The organism is Myxococcales bacterium (genome assembly GCA_016703425.1).
Lineage (GTDB): Bacteria > Myxococcota_A > Polyangia > Polyangiales > Polyangiaceae > JADJCA01.
Genome location: JADJCA010000008.1, coordinates 538,185 through 558,322, shown reverse-complemented (window position 1 = coordinate 558,322; position 20,138 = coordinate 538,185). Strand labels below are relative to the sequence as shown.

Below are 20,138 nucleotides of genomic sequence, written 5' to 3'. Positions count from 1 at the left end.
CACATCTTGAAGGAGTCGGAGCGCAAGGTTTTCGCGAATCGGAGAAAGTCGCAACGAGACGCCGTCGTCGCCGTCAGCGCCCCGACAGAGCGTCAAGTTCCCGTCGCGCGATCGGCCCGACCTCTGACGCGTCGGGCTGCAAGTCTCGAACGCCGCGTGCTCATCGCACTCGGCACGCGAGGTGCTCTCAAAGCCCGAGGAGGCGGGCCCCGCCTCCAAGGAGAACCATGAGAAACGCCCCCACCGGCGTCGAGCGCCGCTTCGGCCCCGACGAGCTCATTGTCAGCAAGACCGACATCGCGGGCCGCATCACCTACGCCAACGAAGTCTTCATGCGCGTCTCCGGCTTCACGGAAGACGAACTCATCGGCGCTCCCCACAGTCTGATTCGTCACCCCGACATGCCGCGATCGGTCTTCCACTTCTTGTGGCAGCGCATTCAAAGCGGAAAGGAGATCTTCGCCTATGTCATCAACCTGGCAAAAGGTGGCGATCACTACTGGGTCTTCGCCCATGTCACGCCGAGCTTCGACGAGCACGCCAAGATCATCGGCTTCCATTCCAACCGGCGCGTCCCTCGCGAAAAGCCGCTCGCCGTCATGAGCGACCTCTACGGCGCGCTCCGTCGAGAAGAGGCGCGCCACAGCGACAAGGCGTCGGCCGTCGCGGCCGGCACCAAGCTCCTCGTGAAGTCGCTCGAGTCGCTCGGCAAGAGCTACGACGAGCTGATGTTCGCCCTCTGAACTCAACCGCCAGCAAGCTCCCGAGGTCTCCATGTCGAACGTGATTTCTCTCCCCTCCCAGCCGCCGCCGCCCACGAGCGCGGCGCTTCGCGCCGTGGTGCGCGACATCTCCGCCGTGTGCCGCCGCGCGGCGGCGGGCGACCTCGAGGCGCGCGTCATCGGTCTGCCCGAGGACCAGGATCTTCTCGAACTCTCGCATGCGGTCAACGGCTTGCTCGACGTGTCCGACGCCTTCGTTCGTGAGGCGACGGCCTCGTTGGAGCACGTCGCCGAGGACAAGTTCTATCGACGCATCATCGAAGGTGGCATGCGCGGAGCCTACCGGCACGCGGCGAAGGTCATGACCGAGGCGACGGAGCGCATGGGGCGCCGCAGCGAAGAGCTCGCAGCGCTCAAAGCGCGCAACCTCATGCTCGCGAAGAGCTTCGAGGATAAGGTGAAACATGTCGCCGAATCGGTCGCCGCGGCGGCCACCGAGATGCGCGCCTCCGTGGGCACCCTCACGGAGACCGCGTCGGTGGGAGAGAGGGCTGCGCGCTCGAGCGCCACGGCAGCGGCAGAGGCGAGCACGAACGTGCAGACCGTGGCCTCCGCCGCCGAAGAGCTGAGCGCGTCGTTTCGCGGCGTGGCGCAGCAAGTGGTCTCGGCCACCGAGAAGACGACCGCCGCCGTGGGACGCGCCGCCGAGGCGTGTCGCAGCATCTCGTTTCTCGCGGAGGCCGCTCGCGGCATCGGGGAAGTGACGAAGCTCATTCAAGACGTAGCGAACCAGACGAAGCTCCTCGCGCTCAACGCCACCATCGAGGCGGCGCACGCCGGTGAAGCAGGCAAGGGGTTCGGCGTCGTGGCGTCGGAGGTGAAGAGCCTAGCCCTCGAGACGGCGCGGGCCACCGAAACGATCGAGGCGAAGATCGCCGAGATTCGCCGTGGCACGGACGACAGCGTTCGCACCATGGAAACCATGACCGGCGCCATCCGTGACATCGATACGTTGGTCGCCACCATTGCAACGTCCGTCAGTGAGCAAAGCGCTGCCACGAAGGAGATTGCCCAGAGCGTAGAGTTCGCCGCCCGCGGGACCTCGACGGTGACCCGCGACGTCGACCACATCTGCCAAGCGGCAGCGCAAACCGGTGAGGCGGCACACGAGCTCGAGTCAGCGGCCCTCGATCTCTCGCGTCAGTCGGAGTCGCTCCAGAACTCCGTCGACGAGTTCTTGCGGAGCTTCCGCGAGGGATGAGCCGCGTCATGGCGTACCATGGTCCCAATGGCCTCTTTCGACGTGCTCACGTGGAATGTGCTCCACCACACTCACGCGCTCAACTGGGGTGAGGAGCCGGTCAAGGCGTTTCCCGTCGAGCGCGAGCGCAACGTCGCCATCGCCGCGCGCGTGGCTCGCTGGCTGCGCGATGGCGTCTCGGTCGTGTGCCTGCAGGAGGTTAGCGGCGATCAACTGGCCCGCCTCGCCGACGCCTTGGGCGACGACGCCACGCTCTTCTCGCATCGCCACGCTCGTGTGCCGCGCCTTCGCGTGGAGGGGGCGTCGCCGCTCGAAGACCCCGGGGAGCTCCTCGTCACCGCGGTTCGAGGGCCGTCGGCTGGCTCTGGTGGATGCGAAGGCGCGAGCTTCGCCGAAGATCCGGGCAAGGGGTTCCTTGCGGTTGAGCTCAAGGGCGGCTTGCTCGTGATCAACACCCACGTCTCTTATGGGCCGCGCCGTGGCGAGCAGCTCGCCGCACTCGCGACCCTCATTCGCAAGAAGGGCGGCACGTCCGTGCTCATGGGCGACTTCAACGCGCCGTCGGCGATCGTTTGCGAGGCCCTCGGCGAAGGCATCCGGCTCGCGACGCTCGACGGAGCGCGTCCCACTCGCCGGGCCATCGGGGATCACCCCGGCTCGGTCATCGATCACATCCTCACCCTTGGCGGAAGCGCGGTCAGCGCCGAGTTGGCCGACGGCGCCGATCTCTCCGATCACGAACCGGTCTTGGGCCACCTCCTTCTGCCGGACGGCTGCGGGCTCTGAATCGCTGAGCTGGCCCGGCGCGACTCGTGACGCTCGGCCGATCGGCTTTGCCCTACAACGACGCCGCGAAGGCGCGGCCGAACTCGAGGGGCGACGGGCGATCGCGCGGGTCCATCGCCGTCGCCGCCCGCAGGAGCTTCGCGATGGCCGCCGGGTAGGTGCGGAGTCGCTCCGCGCTCTCGAAGGGCTCGCGCTTCATGTGCGCGATGATGCGATCGCGCGGACTCTCGATCTCGTCGAAGAAGGCGCGGCCCGTGGTCACGTTGTAGATGGTACCGGCGAGGGCGTAGACGTCGGACCGGACATCGAGCTCGACGGGATCGAGCACCTGCTCCGGCGCGATGTACCCGGCGGTGCCAGCGACGAAGCGCCCACCGACCGACGCCGGTACGCGGATGGCGCGCACCATTCCGAAGTCGATGACGACCGTCGAGAGGGGCGGCGTGTGCGCAGGATCTCGGTGCTTCTCCGCCACGAAGCGCTCACCGCCGGCGAGCGGGAGCCGCAGCCAGATGTTGGCTGGCTTGATGTCCCGATGCACGAGTCCGGCCTGGTGCAGCGCCGCGAGGCCCGCGCAGGCTTCGGAGACGACTTGCCGCAGCTCAAAGAGCGTCATGGGGCGGGCCGCGGCGTATTGCTTGAGGTCTGCACCAATCAAGTACTCAAGCACCAAGAACGGCACGTTGCCCGAGACGCCTCGGTCGATGATGTTGGCGACGTGCGGGTGATACAGGCCCGCCAGCGCCTTCGCTTCTTCTACGAACGAGGCGAGGATACCGTCGCGCTCCACGTCGTTGGCGTTCTCGAGGGCGTCGGCCTTGGGGATCTTGAGGACGAAGAGACGGTCGGCGCCGGGCTTGCGAACGAGCCACACGGTGCCGATGCCTCCCTCGCCGAGCGGCTTGATGAGCTCGTAGCCCTCGATGATCTTGGGCTCCTTCTTCTTCATGTTGGGGGGCGGCGGCGGCGTGCGCCGAATGGCCGCGCTCACCGACGCTTCGAGGAGCGCCGACGTCACGGGCCCCAAGGAGGCGAGCCACACGTCGAGCATCGAGAGGTCCCGCCCGCGGACCGCCCGCGCCACGAGGGCGGCGACGCGCGGCGCGTTCTCCGTCTCCCGTCGCGCCAGCGAATCGTCCACCGGCTCGGCGGAGGCGCCGTGGAGTCCCTTGACGGGATTGGCCAGCGCGCCGTGGAGGCGATCGGCGGCGAGCACCAGCTCGAGGCACATGGCCTCGAGGTTGGGCTTGGGGCCGGCGGCCGCGGCGAATGACGCGAGCGCCCGAGAGAAGGCCGCCAGCGCGTGAGCCAGCTCGGTGCCGCCGGCGTGAAGTGACTCGAGGGCCTTCGCTGCGGCGGCGCCCCAAGCGCCGTCGGCGGCGCCGGCCGAGAGCGCTGTGCGGAGCGCCTCGGCCTGCTCGCAGCACTGCGTGAGCGCGCTTTGCTCCATCATCGGCAGCGCCGTCGCGAGCTGGAGGAGCATGGCCGGTCGGTCGATGACCAGCGCCCACCAGGCGGCGAAGGGGCCGAGCCACTGGACGTCGTCGACCTCGCCGAGCGAGGTGCCCCGGGTGGTGTCGACGAGACGCCAGAAAAGCGTGGACAGTGCACCCTTAAGCGGGCCCGGGAGCTCGCGCGAGCCGTCGGCGAGGCCCTCGAGCTTGCGCAGCCAGAGGCACGTGTCGTGCGCCGTTGGTCCGCGGCCCGGGCCGAGGTCGGCGTCCTCCCCGCAAGCGTCGAGGGCGTAGCCGCCGAGGCGAATGGCGAGCACCTCCAGGAGGTCGATCTCGCTGTGGCCACCCTCGTGTCGCTGCTCTTTGACGAGGTCCAAGAGCTCGGCCGGCGCTCGCGCGATGAGCTGCCACGTCTCTTCGAGCTCCGGCTCTTCGATGGGCTCGCCGGAGGGACGCGTCGTCAAGAGCGGCGCCCACAGGCGCAGGGCGAAGGCGCGGGCACAACCTTCGAGAGCATTCATCGCCGCGGCGCGCTGGCGCATGCGGCGCGACTTGATGGTGATGCGCCGCGCCTCCTCGAAGGTCGCCGCGAGCGACACGGCGAAGTGTGCGGCCCGCGCGTCGGCGGCCTCGTCGTCGTATTGCGCAGCGAGGCGCACGAGGTTCTCGATGCCAAGCTCGACGTCGAGCGGATCACGCTCGGCGGCGTCGACGGGATCGGTGACCGCGATGACCTCGGTCCAGCGGCGCGCTTCATCGAGGGTCTCAGGGGTCGCGCTGCGTCCGAGCTCTCGCAGGGCCCGCAGCGGGACTTCGATGTCCGCGGTGTGGGACCCGCGTCGCCACAAAGTCGCGAGGCCTCGCGCGAGGCCGCGCGCTGCGACGGCGCCGCCGTCGCCGGCGAGGATCCGCGCCGCGAGCTTGTCCCAAAGATCACGTCGCTCGAAGAAGAGGTAAGGCGTCGCGGCGGCCACCGCCGCGAGGACGAAGGGCTCCTCGTCGGGGGCGTTGATGATGGCCTGGAGCTGGCTCGCGAGGAACGTGAGGCGCGCCGCCGGGAGCGACGCGAAGGCCGTCATGGCCCGCTGCCTCAACAGCCGTGACTCTCCGAGGACCCAATCGAGGAGCGTCCCCTCCATCTGCTCGAGCGAGCCGGTGAGGCGCCCCAAGGCGCGCGCCGCGTGGACCCAGACGAGCGGCTCCGGGTGCAAGAGCAGCGGTTGGAGCACCTGGAGTGTGCGACCCACAAGCTCCGGGTCGGTCGTGGGCGGCATGCCGCCGACGCTAATCTCGAGGCAACGTGCGGCGAGCACGCGCCCGCGAAGCGTGCCGCGCGCAGGACCGCGGATCATGGTCTCGAAGGTCTCCGCCGAACCCCAGAGCCACGGGCCCAGGTCGGGGACCTCGCGAGCGCTCGCGCCGGCCTCCCAAATGAGGATCTGGAGTCGCGCACGCGCCTCCTCGTTGATGCCTAGCGCCAGCTCGGAGCCGTCGCCCAAGAGCGGCCCGCAGGCCAACGCGTCGCCGAGCGGACCTTCGACGACGCGTGAGCGCGCGATGTCCTTCACGTGCTCTTTGTGCTCCGCGACCGTGGCGAGGTGGCGGAGCAAAGGCGCGATCACCGCGTCGCGGCGCCACGTGCTGGCGGCGCACCACACCACGAGGACCTTCGCCGCTCCCGCGTCGAAGACCTTCGCCAAGGCCTTGGCGTCGTCGCGCGAGGCTTGGGCGAAGGCGGGCCCGACGGCATCGGCGAGCGCTTCAGCCTCCTCCGAGAGGGCCGCGGCCCGCTCGTCGTGGTGGCGCCCGCCGGCGTGCCAGTGCGCGCGGAGGGCCACCTCGAGGTCGGGCGCCATGACGATGAGCGCGGTTAGCTTCTCGAGCGCTTCTTCTGCTTGGGGGGAGAGCATGGCGGACCGAGCAGGGTATCGCAAGACGGCGCCAAAAGGCGCTATCGGTCGGCAGCGTCTGGCGCCTCTCCTTCGCGCCTGTCGCCGACCACCTTTCGAATCGCGTAGGCCGGCCGCTGCATGCTGCGAAAGTGCATCCGCCCGAGGTATTCGCCGAGCACGCCCAACGCGAAGAGCTGAGCGCCGGCGAAGAGCGCCACGATGGACGCCAGGAAGGGAAACCCGGGAATGGTGCTGCCGGAGACGAAGTACCGGATGAGCACGAAGGCCAAGACGATCACGCCAAAGAGCGCGAGGCCGAAGCCCATCGTCGTGACGAGGCGCAGCGGAACGAGGCTGTAGCCGGTCAACATGTTGAGGGCGTGCCGCACCAAAGCGCGGAAGGTGTAGCCGCTCCGCCCGTGTTTGCGCGGAGCCATCGCCGTCTCTCGAACGGCGATGCGCGTTGTGGCCCACGACAGGAGCACGTCGAGCGACACGAAGGGGTCGCTCGCGCCCTCGAAGGCGGCGCGGAGCTCGCGCCGAAAGGCGCGGAAGGCGGTCGCTGCGCGCGCCATGTCTTGGCCGACGGCCGACGCCATCGACGCCTTGGTGATGCGCGACGCGACGTTGCGAAAGAGGCCGTGCTCGTCGTTCTTGGAGACGCCGTAGACGAGATCGACGTCGTCGTCGTCGAGGGCTTGGATGAGCGCGGGGACGTCTTCTGGCCGATGCTGGAGGTCGTCGTCCATCGTTACGACGATCTCGTAGCGAGCGTGCCGCACACCGGCGAGGAGCGCCGCGTGTTGTCCGTAGTTGCGCAAGAGCGAGATGCCGCGCACCGTGCCGTGGTCCCGCGCGAGGGTCTCGATGAGGGCGAAGCTCCCGTCGACGCTGCCGTCGTCGACGAAGAGAAGCTCGTAGGCTGCGGTGCTCGCGTCGAGCGCCTTCGCGAGCCTCGCTCGGAGCTCGGGCAGAGACTCCTTGCCGTTCCACACCGGGATCACGACGGACACGCGCGGCCGTTGCGTCATGACGGCCTCCCTCGTGGGGGCCCGGGCGGCGCGTAGCTGCGGCCAAGCCGCGCCCAGCAGCCGATGGTCTTCGTGAAGCGGGCGCCGAGGGCCGCGTAGACGTTGAGGACCGGCGTGTTTCGTACGCTGAAGCGCGCCGAGCCGAGGCGAGCGCCGCGCGACGCGAAGGCGCGAAGGGCGCGCTCGTAGAGGACGAGACCCGATGACGTGCTGCTCTTGGTCGCCATGGCGAGCGTCAGCGCCACCGTGTCACTTGCGCCGGCGCGCGGCTCGGCGAGGAACCACCCTTCTACGTCGTCGCCGCGACGCAGCTCCAAAGCGTGCGCCGGGTGCGCGCTCTTGAGCGACGTGGCCCACGCGTGAAAGCGAGCGTCGAGGGTCGCCTGATCAACGCCGGGCAACGCGAGGTAGCGCTCGCACGTGAAGGGCGCCGCGTCGTCAAAGGATCTTCGAAAGGGCGCCTCGTCGGCGAAGACGGCCGAGAGCGCATCGACGCTGCGTTCTGCTGGCACCGTCGCCGTCCGGCCCTTGAGCGCGATACGAAACTCGACCTGCGTATCAATCCAAAAGAAGCCCGCCGCCGCCAAGAGCGCCGGCGACGGCGCGTCGTCCAGCGCACAACGCAGCTCCACCCACGCGAATGGCCCGAAGAGCCGCTCGCGCTCGTCCCCTCCGAGCTCTAGCCATGACGCGTCATGCGTGATGCCGACCGGTGCGCCCCACCAGGTCGAGTTGGCCGCGTGCTCGCGGATCATGCGTCGACGGTGCTCACGTCGAAGAGCGACCGCAAGACCTCGATGCCATCCCACTCGGCAGCGAAGTCGTGCATGCGTGCCAAGGGAACGATGCGGGCCGCGCCCCGTTCGATGAGCTTTCGGATGAGGCTCTCGTCCATGCGAGCGTTTCCGTACGCTACACCGATTGTTTGAAGGTTCGGCGGCGTCGTCGCGAGGGCCTCCTCCTCGGTCGCGAAGGTGACGTGGAGCACCGCTCGGCCTCGCACCAGCGGCAGGCGCGGCGGGCCGTGCAAGACGACCAGGCCGCCGGTCGAGTCGACGACGGAAAAACCGTGGGCGCGCGCCTCCTCTACGGCGAGGACTCGCTCGCTCGCGTCGGCCAACGCGGCCGCGCGTTCGTTGGGGCGCTCCGCCAGGCCTCGCGCCAACTGCGCCGCCGCCGCCGCGTCGCCGCCTACGAGGACGACTCGGCGCGGGGCCGTGCACGCCGCCTGGCCAAAGACGGAGAAGACTCGAAGCAGGGCGTCTTGCACGTCGGCGGTGAGCGCCGCACTTGGCGTGAGCCACGCCTCCGAGGCGCGATCGGTGAACGCGACTGTGAGGCTGCCCACGGGATGCGGGAGCGCATCCACGGAGCGCGCCGTTCCGTCTTCTCCGAAGATGACGCGAACCTGCGCCCGCGCTGCGAGCTCGCGATTGCGCGCGTCGTCGCGGTCCATTCGCACGACCGAGATTCGAGACGAGAGGTAGCCACCGAGCTCCGAGCCGCCGAGCTCACTCTTCGCGAAGGCGACGAAACGACTCGTGAGGTCCGCGCCGCGTGAACTCACCTTGAGCGTGGCGGTGGCGCCGCCCAGGCTGAGGAGGATCACCAACAAGGGGCCCAAGAGCGTCACGTTGCTCGGGAGCCAAACGCCGACGGGCGAACGTGGCTTGAAGTAGCGACGCGTCTCGCCTTCGGGCAGAGGGAAAGTCTCCTTGAGGAGCACGGTCAGGTGGGCCTCGCGAAGGAAGCGGAGCAAGTAGGCCCAGTCGTCGCGGCTAAAGTCGTCGGCCTTGTAGCGAGCCATTCGCTTGGCCAAGCGCTCCCAATCGGCGAGGACGCGTCCGACGTCGTGAGGCGAGAGGAGCGAGAGCGGTGTGCCGGCGCCGTGCGGCTGAAACGACGACGACGCGCCGAGGCGCTCCCGCGTCGTGGCCCGCGCCGTTTCGCGCGGACCGCTGGCGGTCGTGCTGGCGCGCGCTGCCGTCGCCACGTCGGAGCAGCCGCGAACCTCGGCTGACGTTCGCCGACCGAGAAGCTCGAAGGCGGGTGCCTTTCGTCCACACGCGCAGGGGCCTAGGACGAGGCGACCCAGGTCTTCCGTCAACACGTTGTGGTACGGGGCGCCGAGCGCCAAAGGATTCATGAGCTGCAAGAGCCCCGCTTCGCGCGTCGGCGCGAGGGTGCGGAGGTCGCGAACGATGGCGTGCGCAAAGCGCGGTACGTGCCTCACGCCACCTTCGCATAAAGGAAACACGACGCCGTTTTGCTCCACGAGGCCGTAGAAGTCGACGACCGACGAGCCGGCGCCAGCGGCCCCGCGAAGGGTCTCGTCGAAGGTGTCGCGCGCGACCGCGGCGCGCTCGAGCCGCTTCCAGCCGCCGCTGTGAACGAAGGTCACTTGGCGCTGCTTGAGGAGCGCCGCGACGTCGGGCGGAGGCTTTCCCTCTGCCCAGCGCTGCCAAAGGACCGCGCTCGTCGCGTAGACGAGCACGCTCGCGTGCCCCTCGAGGACGCTCCTAACCTTGTCCCAACGAATCTCGTTCGACGCGCTATCGAGAACGAAATGAAGATCCGACGCGATGGCGCGGAGCCCCAAGGCCGCGGCCGTCCTCGCCGCCACGTGGGGGCCGCGCAAGCTCCGGCGGTCGTCCACGATCAAAAGGGGCCGCTTCGCGGCGCCGACGAACTCGCCCAGGATCGCCGCGACGCTGCGCCCCTGAAGCGCCGCGCTCGCGTCGTCGAGGGCGATGGCGCTCGGCGCTGCTCCCGTCGTCGACGACGACAGCAGCGTGCGCCCTCGCGAAACGCCTGGACGCGTCGTCGAGAGCGACAGCCGCTTGAAGAGCCCAACGTGCAAGTACGGCAGGTCGTCGAAGCTCTCGATCGTGGTCTCGGGACCCACGATGCGGGCGTACTCGGAGCAGCCCGCCCGGTGCTGTCGCGTGAGCTCCGTGAGCTCGGCGAGGAGCGCGGCATCGTCGCGCGGCCCGTAGGGCGCGCCCATCAGGAGTGCGCTCACGACGAACCCCACTGCTCGAAATGCGCGAGGTCGCCGGCCCGGAGCAGGACTGCGTTGGTGCGCGTCGCGGGGTCGCGCAAGATGCGTCCCCACGCGGCGGCAACCTCGGGGACGAGCGCCGCGTAGTCGTCTTTGACGAAGAGCTTCTGGGCGACCGACTCGACGGCTCCGAGGTCCACGCCGTGGTGTGCGAAGCGCGCGGCCCATGACGGGCTACGTCGGTTGAGGAAGAGCACGGGCGCGAAGAACGCGCGCACGAGCCGGGCGTGATGCCATTCGGTGCGCCCCGCGAGGAGGAGCGCGTCCTCGAGAGCATGCGCCATGCCGTGAACGAGGCCCACGCTCGCGTGCGCTTGGGCCACGCACGCCGTGGCGGAACATTCGAACCACTCGACATCGACGCCGAGCGGCAAGCGGAGCATGCGCGCCATGAGCTCCGCGGTGTCGCCTCGAGCGTCGTCGTTCGCGAGCGGCGATGCGAACCCTTCCACGGCGTGCACCCACGCGTCTGCGCAGGCAGAGAGCGCTCTTTGAGCGTCGACGCTCTGGAGAAACTCGGCCACGTAGACGACGGCGCGAGGCACGAGGCCGTCGTCCACGACGACCTGTCGGGCTCCGGCGGCGCGCTCGATGGCGATCGGCGAGGCTTCCGCGCCGCTGCCCCAGAGCGTTGGCACCGCGACGACGCGTCGTCGGCTTTCCATGCGCCACGCGCGGAGCTTCGCGGCGTCGAGGAACGCGCCGCCGCCGATGGCGACAATGGTGTCGACGTCGGCGTTGAGCGGCGCATCCATCGGCACGACGGGGAAGGGGAGCGCCTTGGCCGCAAAGGCCGCGCCGCGCGCGCCGGCCCAAACAACGGCACCGGCTCCGGCGCGCTCGCGCAGCTCCGGGAGCGTCCACCGCGGCGGGAGCTCAATCATCGAACGCGATGCCCTTCGTGGCGAGGAGGGTCACAAGCTCCGGGACGCTACCGATGGCCGTGATTTCCGCGGGCGTCATGTGGTAGCCGAAGGTCTCTTCGACGCCGACCCCGAGCGACACGAGGCCGAGCGAGTCCCACGTGGGAACGTCGCTCCGCGTGAGCTCGAAGGAGAACTCGCTGGCCTCGAGCAAGAAGACGTCGAGCAAGAGGGCGCGCAGCTTTTCCTTGTTGGTCATTCAGATCCTCTGCCGAAAGACTTCTCGTCGGCCGCACGCGAGGAGCGCCGCTCCGTCGACTTTGCCATGGTCCAAGAGCGGAATCGACGCTGTCGCTTCAATGCGAAGAGGCCACGTGGCGCGGGGGCGTTCACGGAACAGCGCGAGGATGGCAGAAAGCTCCGACGGTTCCGGTGCGGGCGCCACGACGAGGACGTAGCCCGGCTCGCCGGCGGCGTCGATCTCGCGAAGGCACGCCGCCTGGCCCGGAAAAACGCGTGCGACGGCGGCCGTGATTTCGGCGAGGGAGACCTTCTCGCCGTGGCGCTTCCACACCTCGTGGCTCCTTCCCGTGAGGCGCAGCGTGCCGTCCGTTTCCATCTCCCCCACGTCGCCGGTCGGCAGCCACTCGTCATCGGGAACGGCGCGGAGCGCGCCGTCGTCGACGAGCGCGACGCACCGGTAGGGGCTCCGAAAGCGAAGCGCGCCCGCGTCGTCGGCGCGAAGCTCGACGCCTGGAAGGGGTCGACCCACGTTGTCCACGTCGCCTGCGTCTTCGACGCTTTGCACCGTGAGGCGCGGACCGGCCTCCGTGCAGCCGTAGTTGTTGGTGAGGAGCGCTCGCGGAAAGAAGCGGCGCAGCTCGGCGAGCGAGGCTGCCGGGAAGGGACCTCCGGCGAAATGGAGCCTCGCCACCCGCGGGAACGAGTCCGTCGCGAACAGTCGTCGGAGCATGGGAACCTGGCCCCCCACGAGGCAGAGCATCGATTGGGGCGCCTCGGCCAGCGCGCGCCTGAGCGAATCGGGCTCCCCAAGTCCCTCTGTGACAAAGAGCGGTCTTCGCTCGACGCGGGCCCAAAGCCACTGGTTAACAAGCGCGAAAGCGTGGTGAAGCGGCAGCGCGAGCACGACCGCCTCCACCGCGTCGCCGCCCTGCGCGGCCGTCAGCGTTCGAGCGAGCGCCTCGGCGCGGGTCTTCGCGAGAACGACCTGGCGCGGCTGCCCCGTCGAGCCCGACGTGTTGAGCAGGAAGTGCTCCGTCCCGTAGGCCGGTAGGCCCGTGGTCTCCGTGAGAGCGTCTTGCCCAACGGCGAAGGTTGCGCGGCCGGTCCAGGCTCGATCGAGCGCTCTGACAAGCTCCTCGCGACTCACGTCCCGAGGTTACAACCGAACGCGGCGCAACGTGGTGCGTCCGCGAGCTACCGCGACGCCAGCGTCGAGGCGCCCAGGCCGCCCGGCTCCGTCGCCCTCGTAGCCGGCGTCACTCGGAACTGCACCGAGGAGCCTTCCTGATGCGTGGGGCGATCGAGAAAGAACATCGTCAAGCCGACGCCGAGGCCCAGGCCACCGGCGATGGCCATGGTCTGCCCCGTGCCGCGCAGGCTCGAGTTCGGCTCCGTCGACGGCGCGACGGCCAAGAGCAACGCACCGGTGCCGAGCGACGCCGCACCCAAAGCCGAGAGCCAGAAGCCCGTGGTGCCCACTGTGCCGAGGCCCCGCGCTTGGCCCATCGTGTGATTGAGCGCGACCGGATCGCGCCCGACCTTCACCACGGCCACGCCGGCGCGGCCCTGGTCTGAAACGCCGCGGAAGGTGAGCCTGTGTTCGCCTTGCGGCAGGACTACAGCGCAGGGCGTCGATTCGCACACGGACTTTGTCGCCACGCCGTAGGCCGAGACGTACACCCCGCGCGCGAAGCCGCTCGCCGCGTAGGTCCCTTGCACGACGTCCACGCGTGCCTTCGCGTCGGGGCTTCCGATGACGACCACACCTTGTCCGCGCGTCGCCTCGGGGAGGTCATCGTCGAGCCTCGGGGTCACCTTCGGCGGTGCGGCCGGCGGCGCGAGGTTCTGCACGCAGGCGACGCTCTGAAGGGCGAGGAAAGCGACGGAAGCGGTGAGGATGGATTTCTGCGTGGTCATCTTTGGCTCCGTTCCGAGGAGCCGTGAGGCGCAGCGCCGTCGCAGAAATATCGATGCGAGGCTTCAATCGACGACGTGGTGATCCCCCGCGGATCGCCCGCGAACCGGCCGAATTGGGCCGCATTGCGGCCGTTCGCGGGGGAGCGACGCGTTCCGGGCCGATTCACCGCACCAGGGTGCGGGCTCCCGTCGGCACGATCCCTGAAGGAGGCGACGCGATGTTCGTACGCGCCGCGCTCAACCTGTCCGTCTTGGTCTCCGTCGGCATCCTCGCGAGCGCTTGCGCTGGCAAGGACGAGCTGCCGCCGTGGCAGGGCTCCGGAGACGACGACCGTCAGAGCCAGTCGTCCTCGCAGAGCACGTACACGGGCAGCGAAGCGGGGACCGGGCCGGGGACGGGAGGTGCCAGTGGCACCGACGCCGGACCTGGCAACGGCGCCGCGAACGACCCGAACGGCAACGGACCGAATGGCAACGCTGGCAACGGAGACGGCGGCAGCGGCAACGGCAACGGCAACGGTACCGGTGCGCCGCCGAGGCACGATCCCGCCACCGTGTGCACGAAGCTCTCGATCTGTTGCTCGTTTCCGAAAGCATGCACAGCCGAGACCTACGCCTGCCAAGGCGTCTCGTTGCTGGGCGATCCGGCCGTGTGCAGCACCGTCTTGACGCTCTACGAAGGCATCGGCTGCGACAACAAGTTGAACCTCGGCGCGGCCATCATCCCCGGCTTCCCGGGTTGTCCGAAGCCGCGCGGTGGCTTCTTCTGAGCGCGTGCCCTCCGTCAGAGAAGGACGGTCAGCGCACGACCGGCACGGGAGGAAGCTCGGCGATGCCAGCGGCGGCGAAGGTGACGTGCTCCCATTGCGACACTGGCGCCGAGTCGGCCGTGAGCGGGATCAACTGAGCCACGACGTTGGTGCCGTCCCACTTGAGGCGGAAGAGGCCTGACGTCCCAGCCGCGGGAAACTCCTGCGTGAGGATCACGTCGCCGACCATCGTGCCCCACTGCGAAGGATCGGCGCCGAGCAGCTTCGCGGCGGCGTAGTCGACGCCGAAGAAGTTCTCCTTTCCGGTGTTGAGGTCGATGTCCTCCACGTTGACGCCGAGCGTGTAGGTCACGTACTGGCCATCGGTTCCGAAGGCGTAGAGAAGACCTTGCGCCTCGGCGCCCACGAGCGCTTTGCCGGCGAGGGGCCCGAAGCGGGCGGGCTTGTTGGGCGCTACCACGAGTCCTTCGAAATGCACGCCGTCGACGCGCGCGACGCGAGTCGCCACGCCCGCGGCGGTGATGCGCCACAGCTCGCCCAGCGTCGTGGCTGCCAGTAGATCGCCGCCGAAGACGCCCGTCCGGTCAACGTAGAGCGAGCCACGCATCAGCCCGTTGTTGTCGCCGGCGAGGGTGACCCAGGGGTTCACGACCGACGCGCCGCCCGCTGTGATGCGGGCGATCTCGCCGTCGTTGCCGTTGCCAACGAACAGATCGCCGACAGTGAACCCGCCGGGGTTGCCGGAGCGGGCCGTCGCGATCTTCACCTCCTCCGTGAGGCCGCTCAGGGTCGAGAACGGGTAGTGCTTTCCGTCGAACTCGATGCGCTCGAAGCCGACCGGCGAGCCGGTGCTGTAGTTCACCGAGAGGACCACCGAGTTGGTGGGCTCGTGGTAGTCGATGCCTACGGGGTTGGTGAAGTTGGTGCTGATGGGAATCAGCTTGATGGCCGCCGGCAAGCCGTCGTTGATGGGATCGTCGAAATTCGGCTTGCCGTCGCCGTCGTCGTCGCCGGTGCCCTCGACGGCGTCGGGCACGCCGTCTTGATCTGTGTCCTTGGTGAGGTCCGCGCCGCTGTCGCCGCGCACGATGCCGCCGGCGTCGCGGTCGACGGGCGGTGCGACGATCACGGGACCTGCGTCGGGCGTCTCACCGGTCGTCGGGGCAAGCGAGTCGGAGGCCGTGGAGCCGCAGGCGAGGAGGCCCACGAGCAAGGCCCGAGCGAGGGAGACACGGCGCATGCACGAACCTTAGCAGCGTTGGCCTCGCGGTTCTCTTGGCGGAAAAAGTTTTGGTCACGGCGGATGCGGCCCCTCGCCGTGGATCGAGGTGACACCGATCCCTGTCGAGCAAGGAAAAACCCGCAGCGGCGCGCGCTCGTCGTCCGGCACGTTCGTTGCTGCCAGGGGGACATGCGACGTCTCAAGAGCGGCCTCTTTGGCTCGATGTTGGTGGTGGCCCTCGGTTCCGGCTGCAGCGTGGAGCCGGAGACCGACGACCTCGCCGACGCCCTCACGGAAGGGACGCGCCCTTGGGATGCGGCCGCCGAGCGGGCGTTCTCCAACTGGATCGCCAGGCTCGGAACGGCGCGCGCGGAGGGGCGCTGCACCAAGCTCAACGAGTGCATCAACGATCCGTCGATCAACTCGCTCAAAGCCGCGACCGACGCGCCGCTCGATCTGTTCGCCGATTGCGCTGACGTCCCCATGGAGCTCCGCGCCTACTTCGCGGTGAAGACGCGGCGTCCGTTTCGCTACGTCGCGAGCATCGAAGGAACAGGAGCCGACCAACGCTACTCGGCGGGCAACCACCCCCTGACCTTCGCCAGCGCCGGCGGCTCGCGCACGATGCAGAGCCTCATGACGCGCATCTCCGGCTCGGTCCACAGCGGGTTCTTTCGAATGGCTCCCGAGGTTGAGGAGTCGGACACCTATCCCATCAAGCCGAGCCGCGCATCGTTGCGGCCTGGCACCGTCTACTACGACCCCAACGGGCACGTCCTCATCGTCTACCGCGTCGACGCCGACGGGAGCATCTGGACCATCGACGGTCACCCCGACAACTCGCTCACCTTCGGTCGCTTCGCCGAAGGTGCCTACGCCGTCGGGGGCCGCGCCCAGGGAGGAGGCTTCCGGAACTTCCGGCCGCAGGCCGTCGACTTCTTCGGGAGCGTGTCCGCGTCGCGCAACGACGAGCTCGCGGACTACGGCGAGGAGCAATACGGCCACGGCAACGCCTACTTCGACTGGCTCACGACGGCGCTCGGCGGCACCGCGAAGAGCGCCGACAAGAAGTTCAGCGAAAAACTCGATCAGCTCTGCGTCGACTTGAACGCACGCATCGCATCGGTGGACGCGGCGCGCGCCACGGCAGCGCTCCCGCTCGGCCCGCTGCCGCCGAACATCTATGCGGCGGAAGGCGACTGGGAGGCCTTTTCGACGCCCAGTCGCGATGCCCGTCTGCGCGCGAGCTTTCGTGCGCTGTACACCTTTGTGACCACTGCGCTCGCGCCCCTCCGCGGCCCCGCCAAAGAGGCGATGCTCCAAGCGCTCGGCGCCGCGTGGCGTGCCCACCAGGCTTCGGCGGCCTGTCACGTGAGCTACACCAACAGCGCGGGCGCTCCCGTGAGTTTGTCGCTCGAGGCCATCGCCCAACGTGTCTACGATCTCTCCTTCGACCCGTACCACTGCGTGGAGATGCGTTGGGGCGCGCATCCCTCGGCGAGCGCCGAGCTCGCGTCGTGCCCCACGGCCGATCGAGAGCACCTCGAGCGCTTCGACCTCGAGCGTCGCAATCGAAACGTCATCGATCGCGAGCCCGTGACGGCGACGGGGGCGGACTATGGCCCGGAGACGCCGGCCGACATCGACGTGGCGGCGCTCCTTCGTCGCGCGGGAGCCCTCTGAGCGCCGCGAGCCGGCGACGAGGAAAAGCATCGACCGTAGGCGCCGTTGGCAGGTAGAACGCGGTCATGAAGACGCGTTTCATGGCTCGGACAGCCGGCCTCTCGCTTTCGTTCGCTTTGGCGTTTTCGCTGGCTTGCAGCAAGGAGCCCACGCGCTGGGACCAGGCCGGACAGGCGGCGAAGTCGGCTGCCGCTGCCGAGACGCCCGCTCCCGCAAAAACCGAAGGCGGGAAGTTCAACAAGTTCTTTCCGGCCGACGGGGAAGGCGGGGCCTCGCGGGTCTTCACGCAGGAAAAGGACGGCTTCGCACAGGCAGACCTCAAGAAGGACGGCGCGACGCTCGCCACGCTGTCGATCTCCGATACGGAGGGCGACGTTGCAGCCAAGAAGAAGTTCGAAGAGGCCAAAGAGAAGGTTGGCGAGTACCCCCTGGTGACGGTCGGGGCGAAGCAGTCGGCGCTCCTGGTCGGACGATACCAAGCGAAGGTGAGCTCGCCATCGCTCGACGCGGCGGCTCGCAAGGCGCTCCTCGAGAAGTTCGACCTCAAGGGCTTGGCCAAGCTCTGACCCGCAACGCACACGCACGATCAGCCCGCACCAGCCAGCCCCGCACCAGCCAGCCCCTCAGCCAGCATCGGAAAAGACGACCATGAGCGATGACATGATGATTCACGAGGTCCTTGAGGCGTTGCCGTCGTCGAGCATGACGACCCGCGTCTTGTCGCTCTTGGACTACGTGGTTCCCGGTGAGTGGCAGAACATCACGCGCATGGACGACATGATCCGTGACGTGACCGGCGAGAGCGACGAGGGCCTGATCCAGCAGGTCGGCGAGCGAGCCATCGCCCTCTACGCGAACCCCGACAACGGCTACCAACGGGCCGTCCAGATCTACCGCCTCATCGACGACACGGGCACGCTCGCCGGCGCGGCGGCGCTCGCCAACAAGACCGGCGAGGCCTTCGAGTGGCTCTCGTTTTTGACCGACATCACGCCGAAGCCCGACACGACGCAGGCCATCGACGCGGCCCTCAAGCTCGTCGGGGAGCTTGCGGCGTTCTGCTATTCGGCGGGAATCCCCGGCGACAGCATCGGGGACTTCGCCTCGTCTCTGGGAAACGCGGCCAAGGAAGACGCCATTCGCATCGCCGCCTGGGTGTGCTTCGACGGCCTCCTGCCGCTGGGCCCCGACTTTCTCTCGCGCAGCATCGACATGGTGCAGTCTGCCAGCGACGACCTCTTCGGTGAAAACGGTCGGTTCTCGCGCATCGTGAGCCTCTTGCCGGGCTCGTCCATCGCCGAGCAGCGCGCCTTGGCCGTGTCGAACCTCGATGCCGCCAAGGGCACGCTCGAAGGTTTTGTCGCGAACAAGGGCCTCACTCGCGAGAGTGTCTGGGATCGCGTGAAGAGCGGCCTCGAGGTCGCCGACGACAAGCTCGACACCATCGCCGCGGCGCTCGACCTCACGACGAGTCCCTTCGAGCACACGGGCATCCAGAGCGTGGCTCGGCGGGTCATCTCGCGCGCCTACGGCGAACTCTGAGCGGGAGGCCCTCGTGTGGGTTCCTACGGAGAGCGATTCCCCGTTCACGCGCCTCGGCGGACGTGACGCCGTCGTTCGGCTCGCCGAGACGTTTTACGACGTGATGGAGGAGGGCGAGCCGGGTCTCGCGAAGCTCCACCCGCTCACGGCCGAGGGCCACATCGACCGCGGCGCCCGCGAGCGCTTCGCGCTCTTCCTGGTGGGGTGGCTCGGCGGACCGCAGGACTACGTCGCGGCTCACGGACACCCGCGCCTTCGCATGCGCCACGGACGCGTCCTCGTCGACCTCGCGATGCGTGACGCGTGGCTTCGGTGCATGGGGCGCGCGATGGACGCGCACGGCGTGACCGGCGAGGTCCGCGAGTTCCTGGACGCGCGCTTCGCTCAGGTCGCCGACTTCATGCGCAACACCGAAGGCTGAGTCGATCCAAGGGATCTCTGCCTTACTTGCGGAAGCTCTCGAGGTCGACGCCGAAGCGTTTCGCCCACCGATGAATCTGCATGCGCGTCTTGCCCATGAGCCGTGACACTTCGCTCACGTTCCCGCTCGTCTTTTCGAGCATCGCCACGAGCTCGGCTTTCGTCTTCTCTTCCGCCTCCGAGAGCGGGCGGCTTACGTCGCCGTCCTCGTCGTCGTCGCTCTGGCTCTTGGGCGGGCCTTTGGGCGTTCCTGAGGGAGCCTTGGCGGCGTCTGGGTCGCGCTTCACGCTCTTGGTGAGCGCGGCGCCAACGTGCTCCATCCGAAGGAGCGCCGTGGTCGCCGTCACCGTGGCCACCGACAAGACGTGCTCCAGCTCTCGGACGTTGAGCGGCCAGTCGTGAGCCACAAGGGCGGAGACGAGCTCGGGCGCGAAGCGCGTCACCTCCGCTTGCTCCGGCGCCACGCGAGGCAAGAGGTCGGCGACAAGGATACCGAGATCGGCCTTTCGCTCGCAGAGCGGCGGAATGCGGTGCACGAAGGCTGAAATGCGCGCGTAGAGATCGGGGCGAAAGTTCGGGCTCTCGTCGATGGACCGCAACGTCGCCGAGAGGATGCGCACGTCGACCGGTACGGGCTTGGTCGCTCCAACGGGGAGGACCTCGCGCTCCTGGAGCACGCGCAGGAGCGTGGCCTGCGCGGCCGCGGGCAATTCGCCGATCTCGTCGAGCAGCAACGTGCCCTGATGGGCTGAGCGGATGAGGCCCGGTTCGTCCTTGAGGGCGCCCGAGAACGCGCCTTTCACGTGGCCGAAGAGCAAACCCTCGACGAGTGCCGGCGCAAGCGCTCCGCAGTTGATCGCGACGAACGGGCCGGCGCGGCCGGAGATCTCGTGGATCGTTCGAGCGAGCACCTCCTTTCCGGAGCCGCTCGGCCCGAGCAGCAGAATTGGCAACGTCGACAGTGCGACGCGGAGGAGGCGCGGCATCGCCTCGTCTTGATGGGGCACCAGCGTCGCCATGCCGCGCGGCCGCGACTTGCGCGATGCCGAGTCGATGACGACGGCCGTGCCTGCGCCCGTCTCTTCCTCGGCGTAGAGAAACGCGGTGGCTCCCAGCAAAAACGCCTGCTCGCCGCCGCCGGCGAAGGCGAAGCTCTCGACGCGCTGCTGCGCGACGAACGAGCCGTTCGTCGAGCCCAGGTCTTCCAGCAGGAACGTGCCGTCGGGGAGCCGCCGGAGACGCGCGTGTTTTCCCGACATGCGCGGGTCGGG

Annotated in this window: 18 protein-coding genes; 8 read left to right on the top strand and 10 right to left on the bottom strand. The window is 68.7% G+C overall.

All coding sequences use genetic code 11. The features are described 5' to 3' along the window. The first annotated feature begins 227 nt into the window (after positions 1-227). Genes IPG50_17430 through IPG50_17420 form a run of 3 tightly spaced genes read left to right on the top strand, consistent with a single transcriptional unit; the run spans position 228 to position 2,769 of the window. A complete protein-coding gene (locus IPG50_17430; GenBank protein MBK6693968.1) occupies positions 228-743 on the top strand; it encodes a PAS domain-containing protein in 516 nt (171 codons plus the stop codon). Positions 744-774: 31 nt separating this feature from the next. After that, positions 775-1,983: a methyl-accepting chemotaxis protein gene (locus IPG50_17425; protein MBK6693967.1), complete on the top strand. Its 1,209-nt coding sequence runs from the start codon at positions 775-777 to the stop codon at positions 1,981-1,983. 27 nt (positions 1,984-2,010) lie between these two features. Next, entirely contained in the window at positions 2,011-2,769 is a 759-nt protein-coding gene (locus tag IPG50_17420; GenBank protein ID MBK6693966.1) for an endonuclease/exonuclease/phosphatase family protein, read from the top strand. Between the two features lie 52 nt (positions 2,770-2,821). Here the strand turns inward: IPG50_17420 and IPG50_17415 are convergent, their stop codons facing one another. Genes IPG50_17415 through IPG50_17380 form a run of 8 tightly spaced genes read right to left on the bottom strand, consistent with a single transcriptional unit; the run spans position 2,822 to position 13,230 of the window. Next, entirely contained in the window at positions 2,822-6,133 is a 3,312-nt protein-coding gene (locus tag IPG50_17415; GenBank protein MBK6693965.1) for a serine/threonine protein kinase, read from the bottom strand. A gap of 41 nt (positions 6,134-6,174) precedes the next feature. After that, positions 6,175-7,146 (bottom strand): glycosyltransferase, encoded by a 972-nt coding sequence (locus IPG50_17410; GenBank protein ID MBK6693964.1) that lies wholly within the window; start codon positions 7,144-7,146, stop codon positions 6,175-6,177. After that, positions 7,143-7,901, bottom strand: coding sequence for a hypothetical protein (locus tag IPG50_17405; GenBank protein MBK6693963.1), 759 nt, complete (start codon positions 7,899-7,901; stop codon positions 7,143-7,145). The genes IPG50_17410 and IPG50_17405 overlap by 4 nt, the downstream gene beginning before the upstream one ends. After that, the gene (locus IPG50_17400) at positions 7,898-10,168 is read right to left on the bottom strand and encodes a hypothetical protein (GenBank protein MBK6693962.1); all 2,271 of its coding nucleotides are present in this window, start codon (positions 10,166-10,168) and stop codon (positions 7,898-7,900) included. The genes IPG50_17405 and IPG50_17400 overlap by 4 nt, the downstream gene beginning before the upstream one ends. Beyond that, complete coding sequence (locus IPG50_17395) at positions 10,165-11,091, bottom strand: iron-containing alcohol dehydrogenase (protein MBK6693961.1); 927 nt, start codon at positions 11,089-11,091, stop codon at positions 10,165-10,167. The genes IPG50_17400 and IPG50_17395 overlap by 4 nt, the downstream gene beginning before the upstream one ends. Beyond that, the gene (locus IPG50_17390; protein ID MBK6693960.1) at positions 11,084-11,329 is read right to left on the bottom strand and encodes an acyl carrier protein; all 246 of its coding nucleotides are present in this window, start codon (positions 11,327-11,329) and stop codon (positions 11,084-11,086) included. The genes IPG50_17395 and IPG50_17390 overlap by 8 nt, the downstream gene beginning before the upstream one ends. Further along, on the bottom strand, positions 11,330-12,460 hold the full coding sequence (locus tag IPG50_17385; protein ID MBK6693959.1) for an acyl--CoA ligase: 1,131 nt from the start codon (positions 12,458-12,460) through the stop codon (positions 11,330-11,332). Positions 12,461-12,507: 47 nt separating this feature from the next. Then, on the bottom strand, positions 12,508-13,230 hold the full coding sequence (locus tag IPG50_17380; protein ID MBK6693958.1) for a hypothetical protein: 723 nt from the start codon (positions 13,228-13,230) through the stop codon (positions 12,508-12,510). A gap of 218 nt (positions 13,231-13,448) precedes the next feature. Between IPG50_17380 and IPG50_17375 the strand changes: the two genes are divergently transcribed. Next, positions 13,449-14,000 (top strand): hypothetical protein, encoded by a 552-nt coding sequence (locus IPG50_17375; protein MBK6693957.1) that lies wholly within the window; start codon positions 13,449-13,451, stop codon positions 13,998-14,000. A 28-nt stretch (positions 14,001-14,028) separates the two neighbouring features. On the opposite strand, the gene IPG50_17370 is transcribed toward IPG50_17375, so the two are convergent. Beyond that, complete coding sequence (locus IPG50_17370; protein MBK6693956.1) at positions 14,029-15,240, bottom strand: hypothetical protein; 1,212 nt, start codon at positions 15,238-15,240, stop codon at positions 14,029-14,031. 171 nt (positions 15,241-15,411) lie between these two features. On the opposite strand from IPG50_17370, the gene IPG50_17365 reads away from it, so the two are divergent. From IPG50_17365 to IPG50_17350, 4 genes are all read left to right on the top strand, one after another. After that, entirely contained in the window at positions 15,412-16,905 is a 1,494-nt protein-coding gene (locus tag IPG50_17365; protein MBK6693955.1) for a hypothetical protein, read from the top strand. Between the two features lie 65 nt (positions 16,906-16,970). Continuing rightward, positions 16,971-17,471: a hypothetical protein gene (locus tag IPG50_17360; GenBank protein MBK6693954.1), complete on the top strand. Its 501-nt coding sequence runs from the start codon at positions 16,971-16,973 to the stop codon at positions 17,469-17,471. Positions 17,472-17,553: 82 nt separating this feature from the next. Further along, positions 17,554-18,447, top strand: coding sequence for a hypothetical protein (locus IPG50_17355; protein MBK6693953.1), 894 nt, complete (start codon positions 17,554-17,556; stop codon positions 18,445-18,447). Between the two features lie 13 nt (positions 18,448-18,460). Continuing rightward, complete coding sequence (locus tag IPG50_17350) at positions 18,461-18,868, top strand: group II truncated hemoglobin (protein ID MBK6693952.1); 408 nt, start codon at positions 18,461-18,463, stop codon at positions 18,866-18,868. Between the two features lie 22 nt (positions 18,869-18,890). Here the strand turns inward: IPG50_17350 and IPG50_17345 are convergent, their stop codons facing one another. Beyond that, complete coding sequence (locus IPG50_17345) at positions 18,891-20,126, bottom strand: sigma 54-interacting transcriptional regulator (GenBank protein ID MBK6693951.1); 1,236 nt, start codon at positions 20,124-20,126, stop codon at positions 18,891-18,893. Positions 20,127-20,138 lie beyond the last annotated feature (12 nt).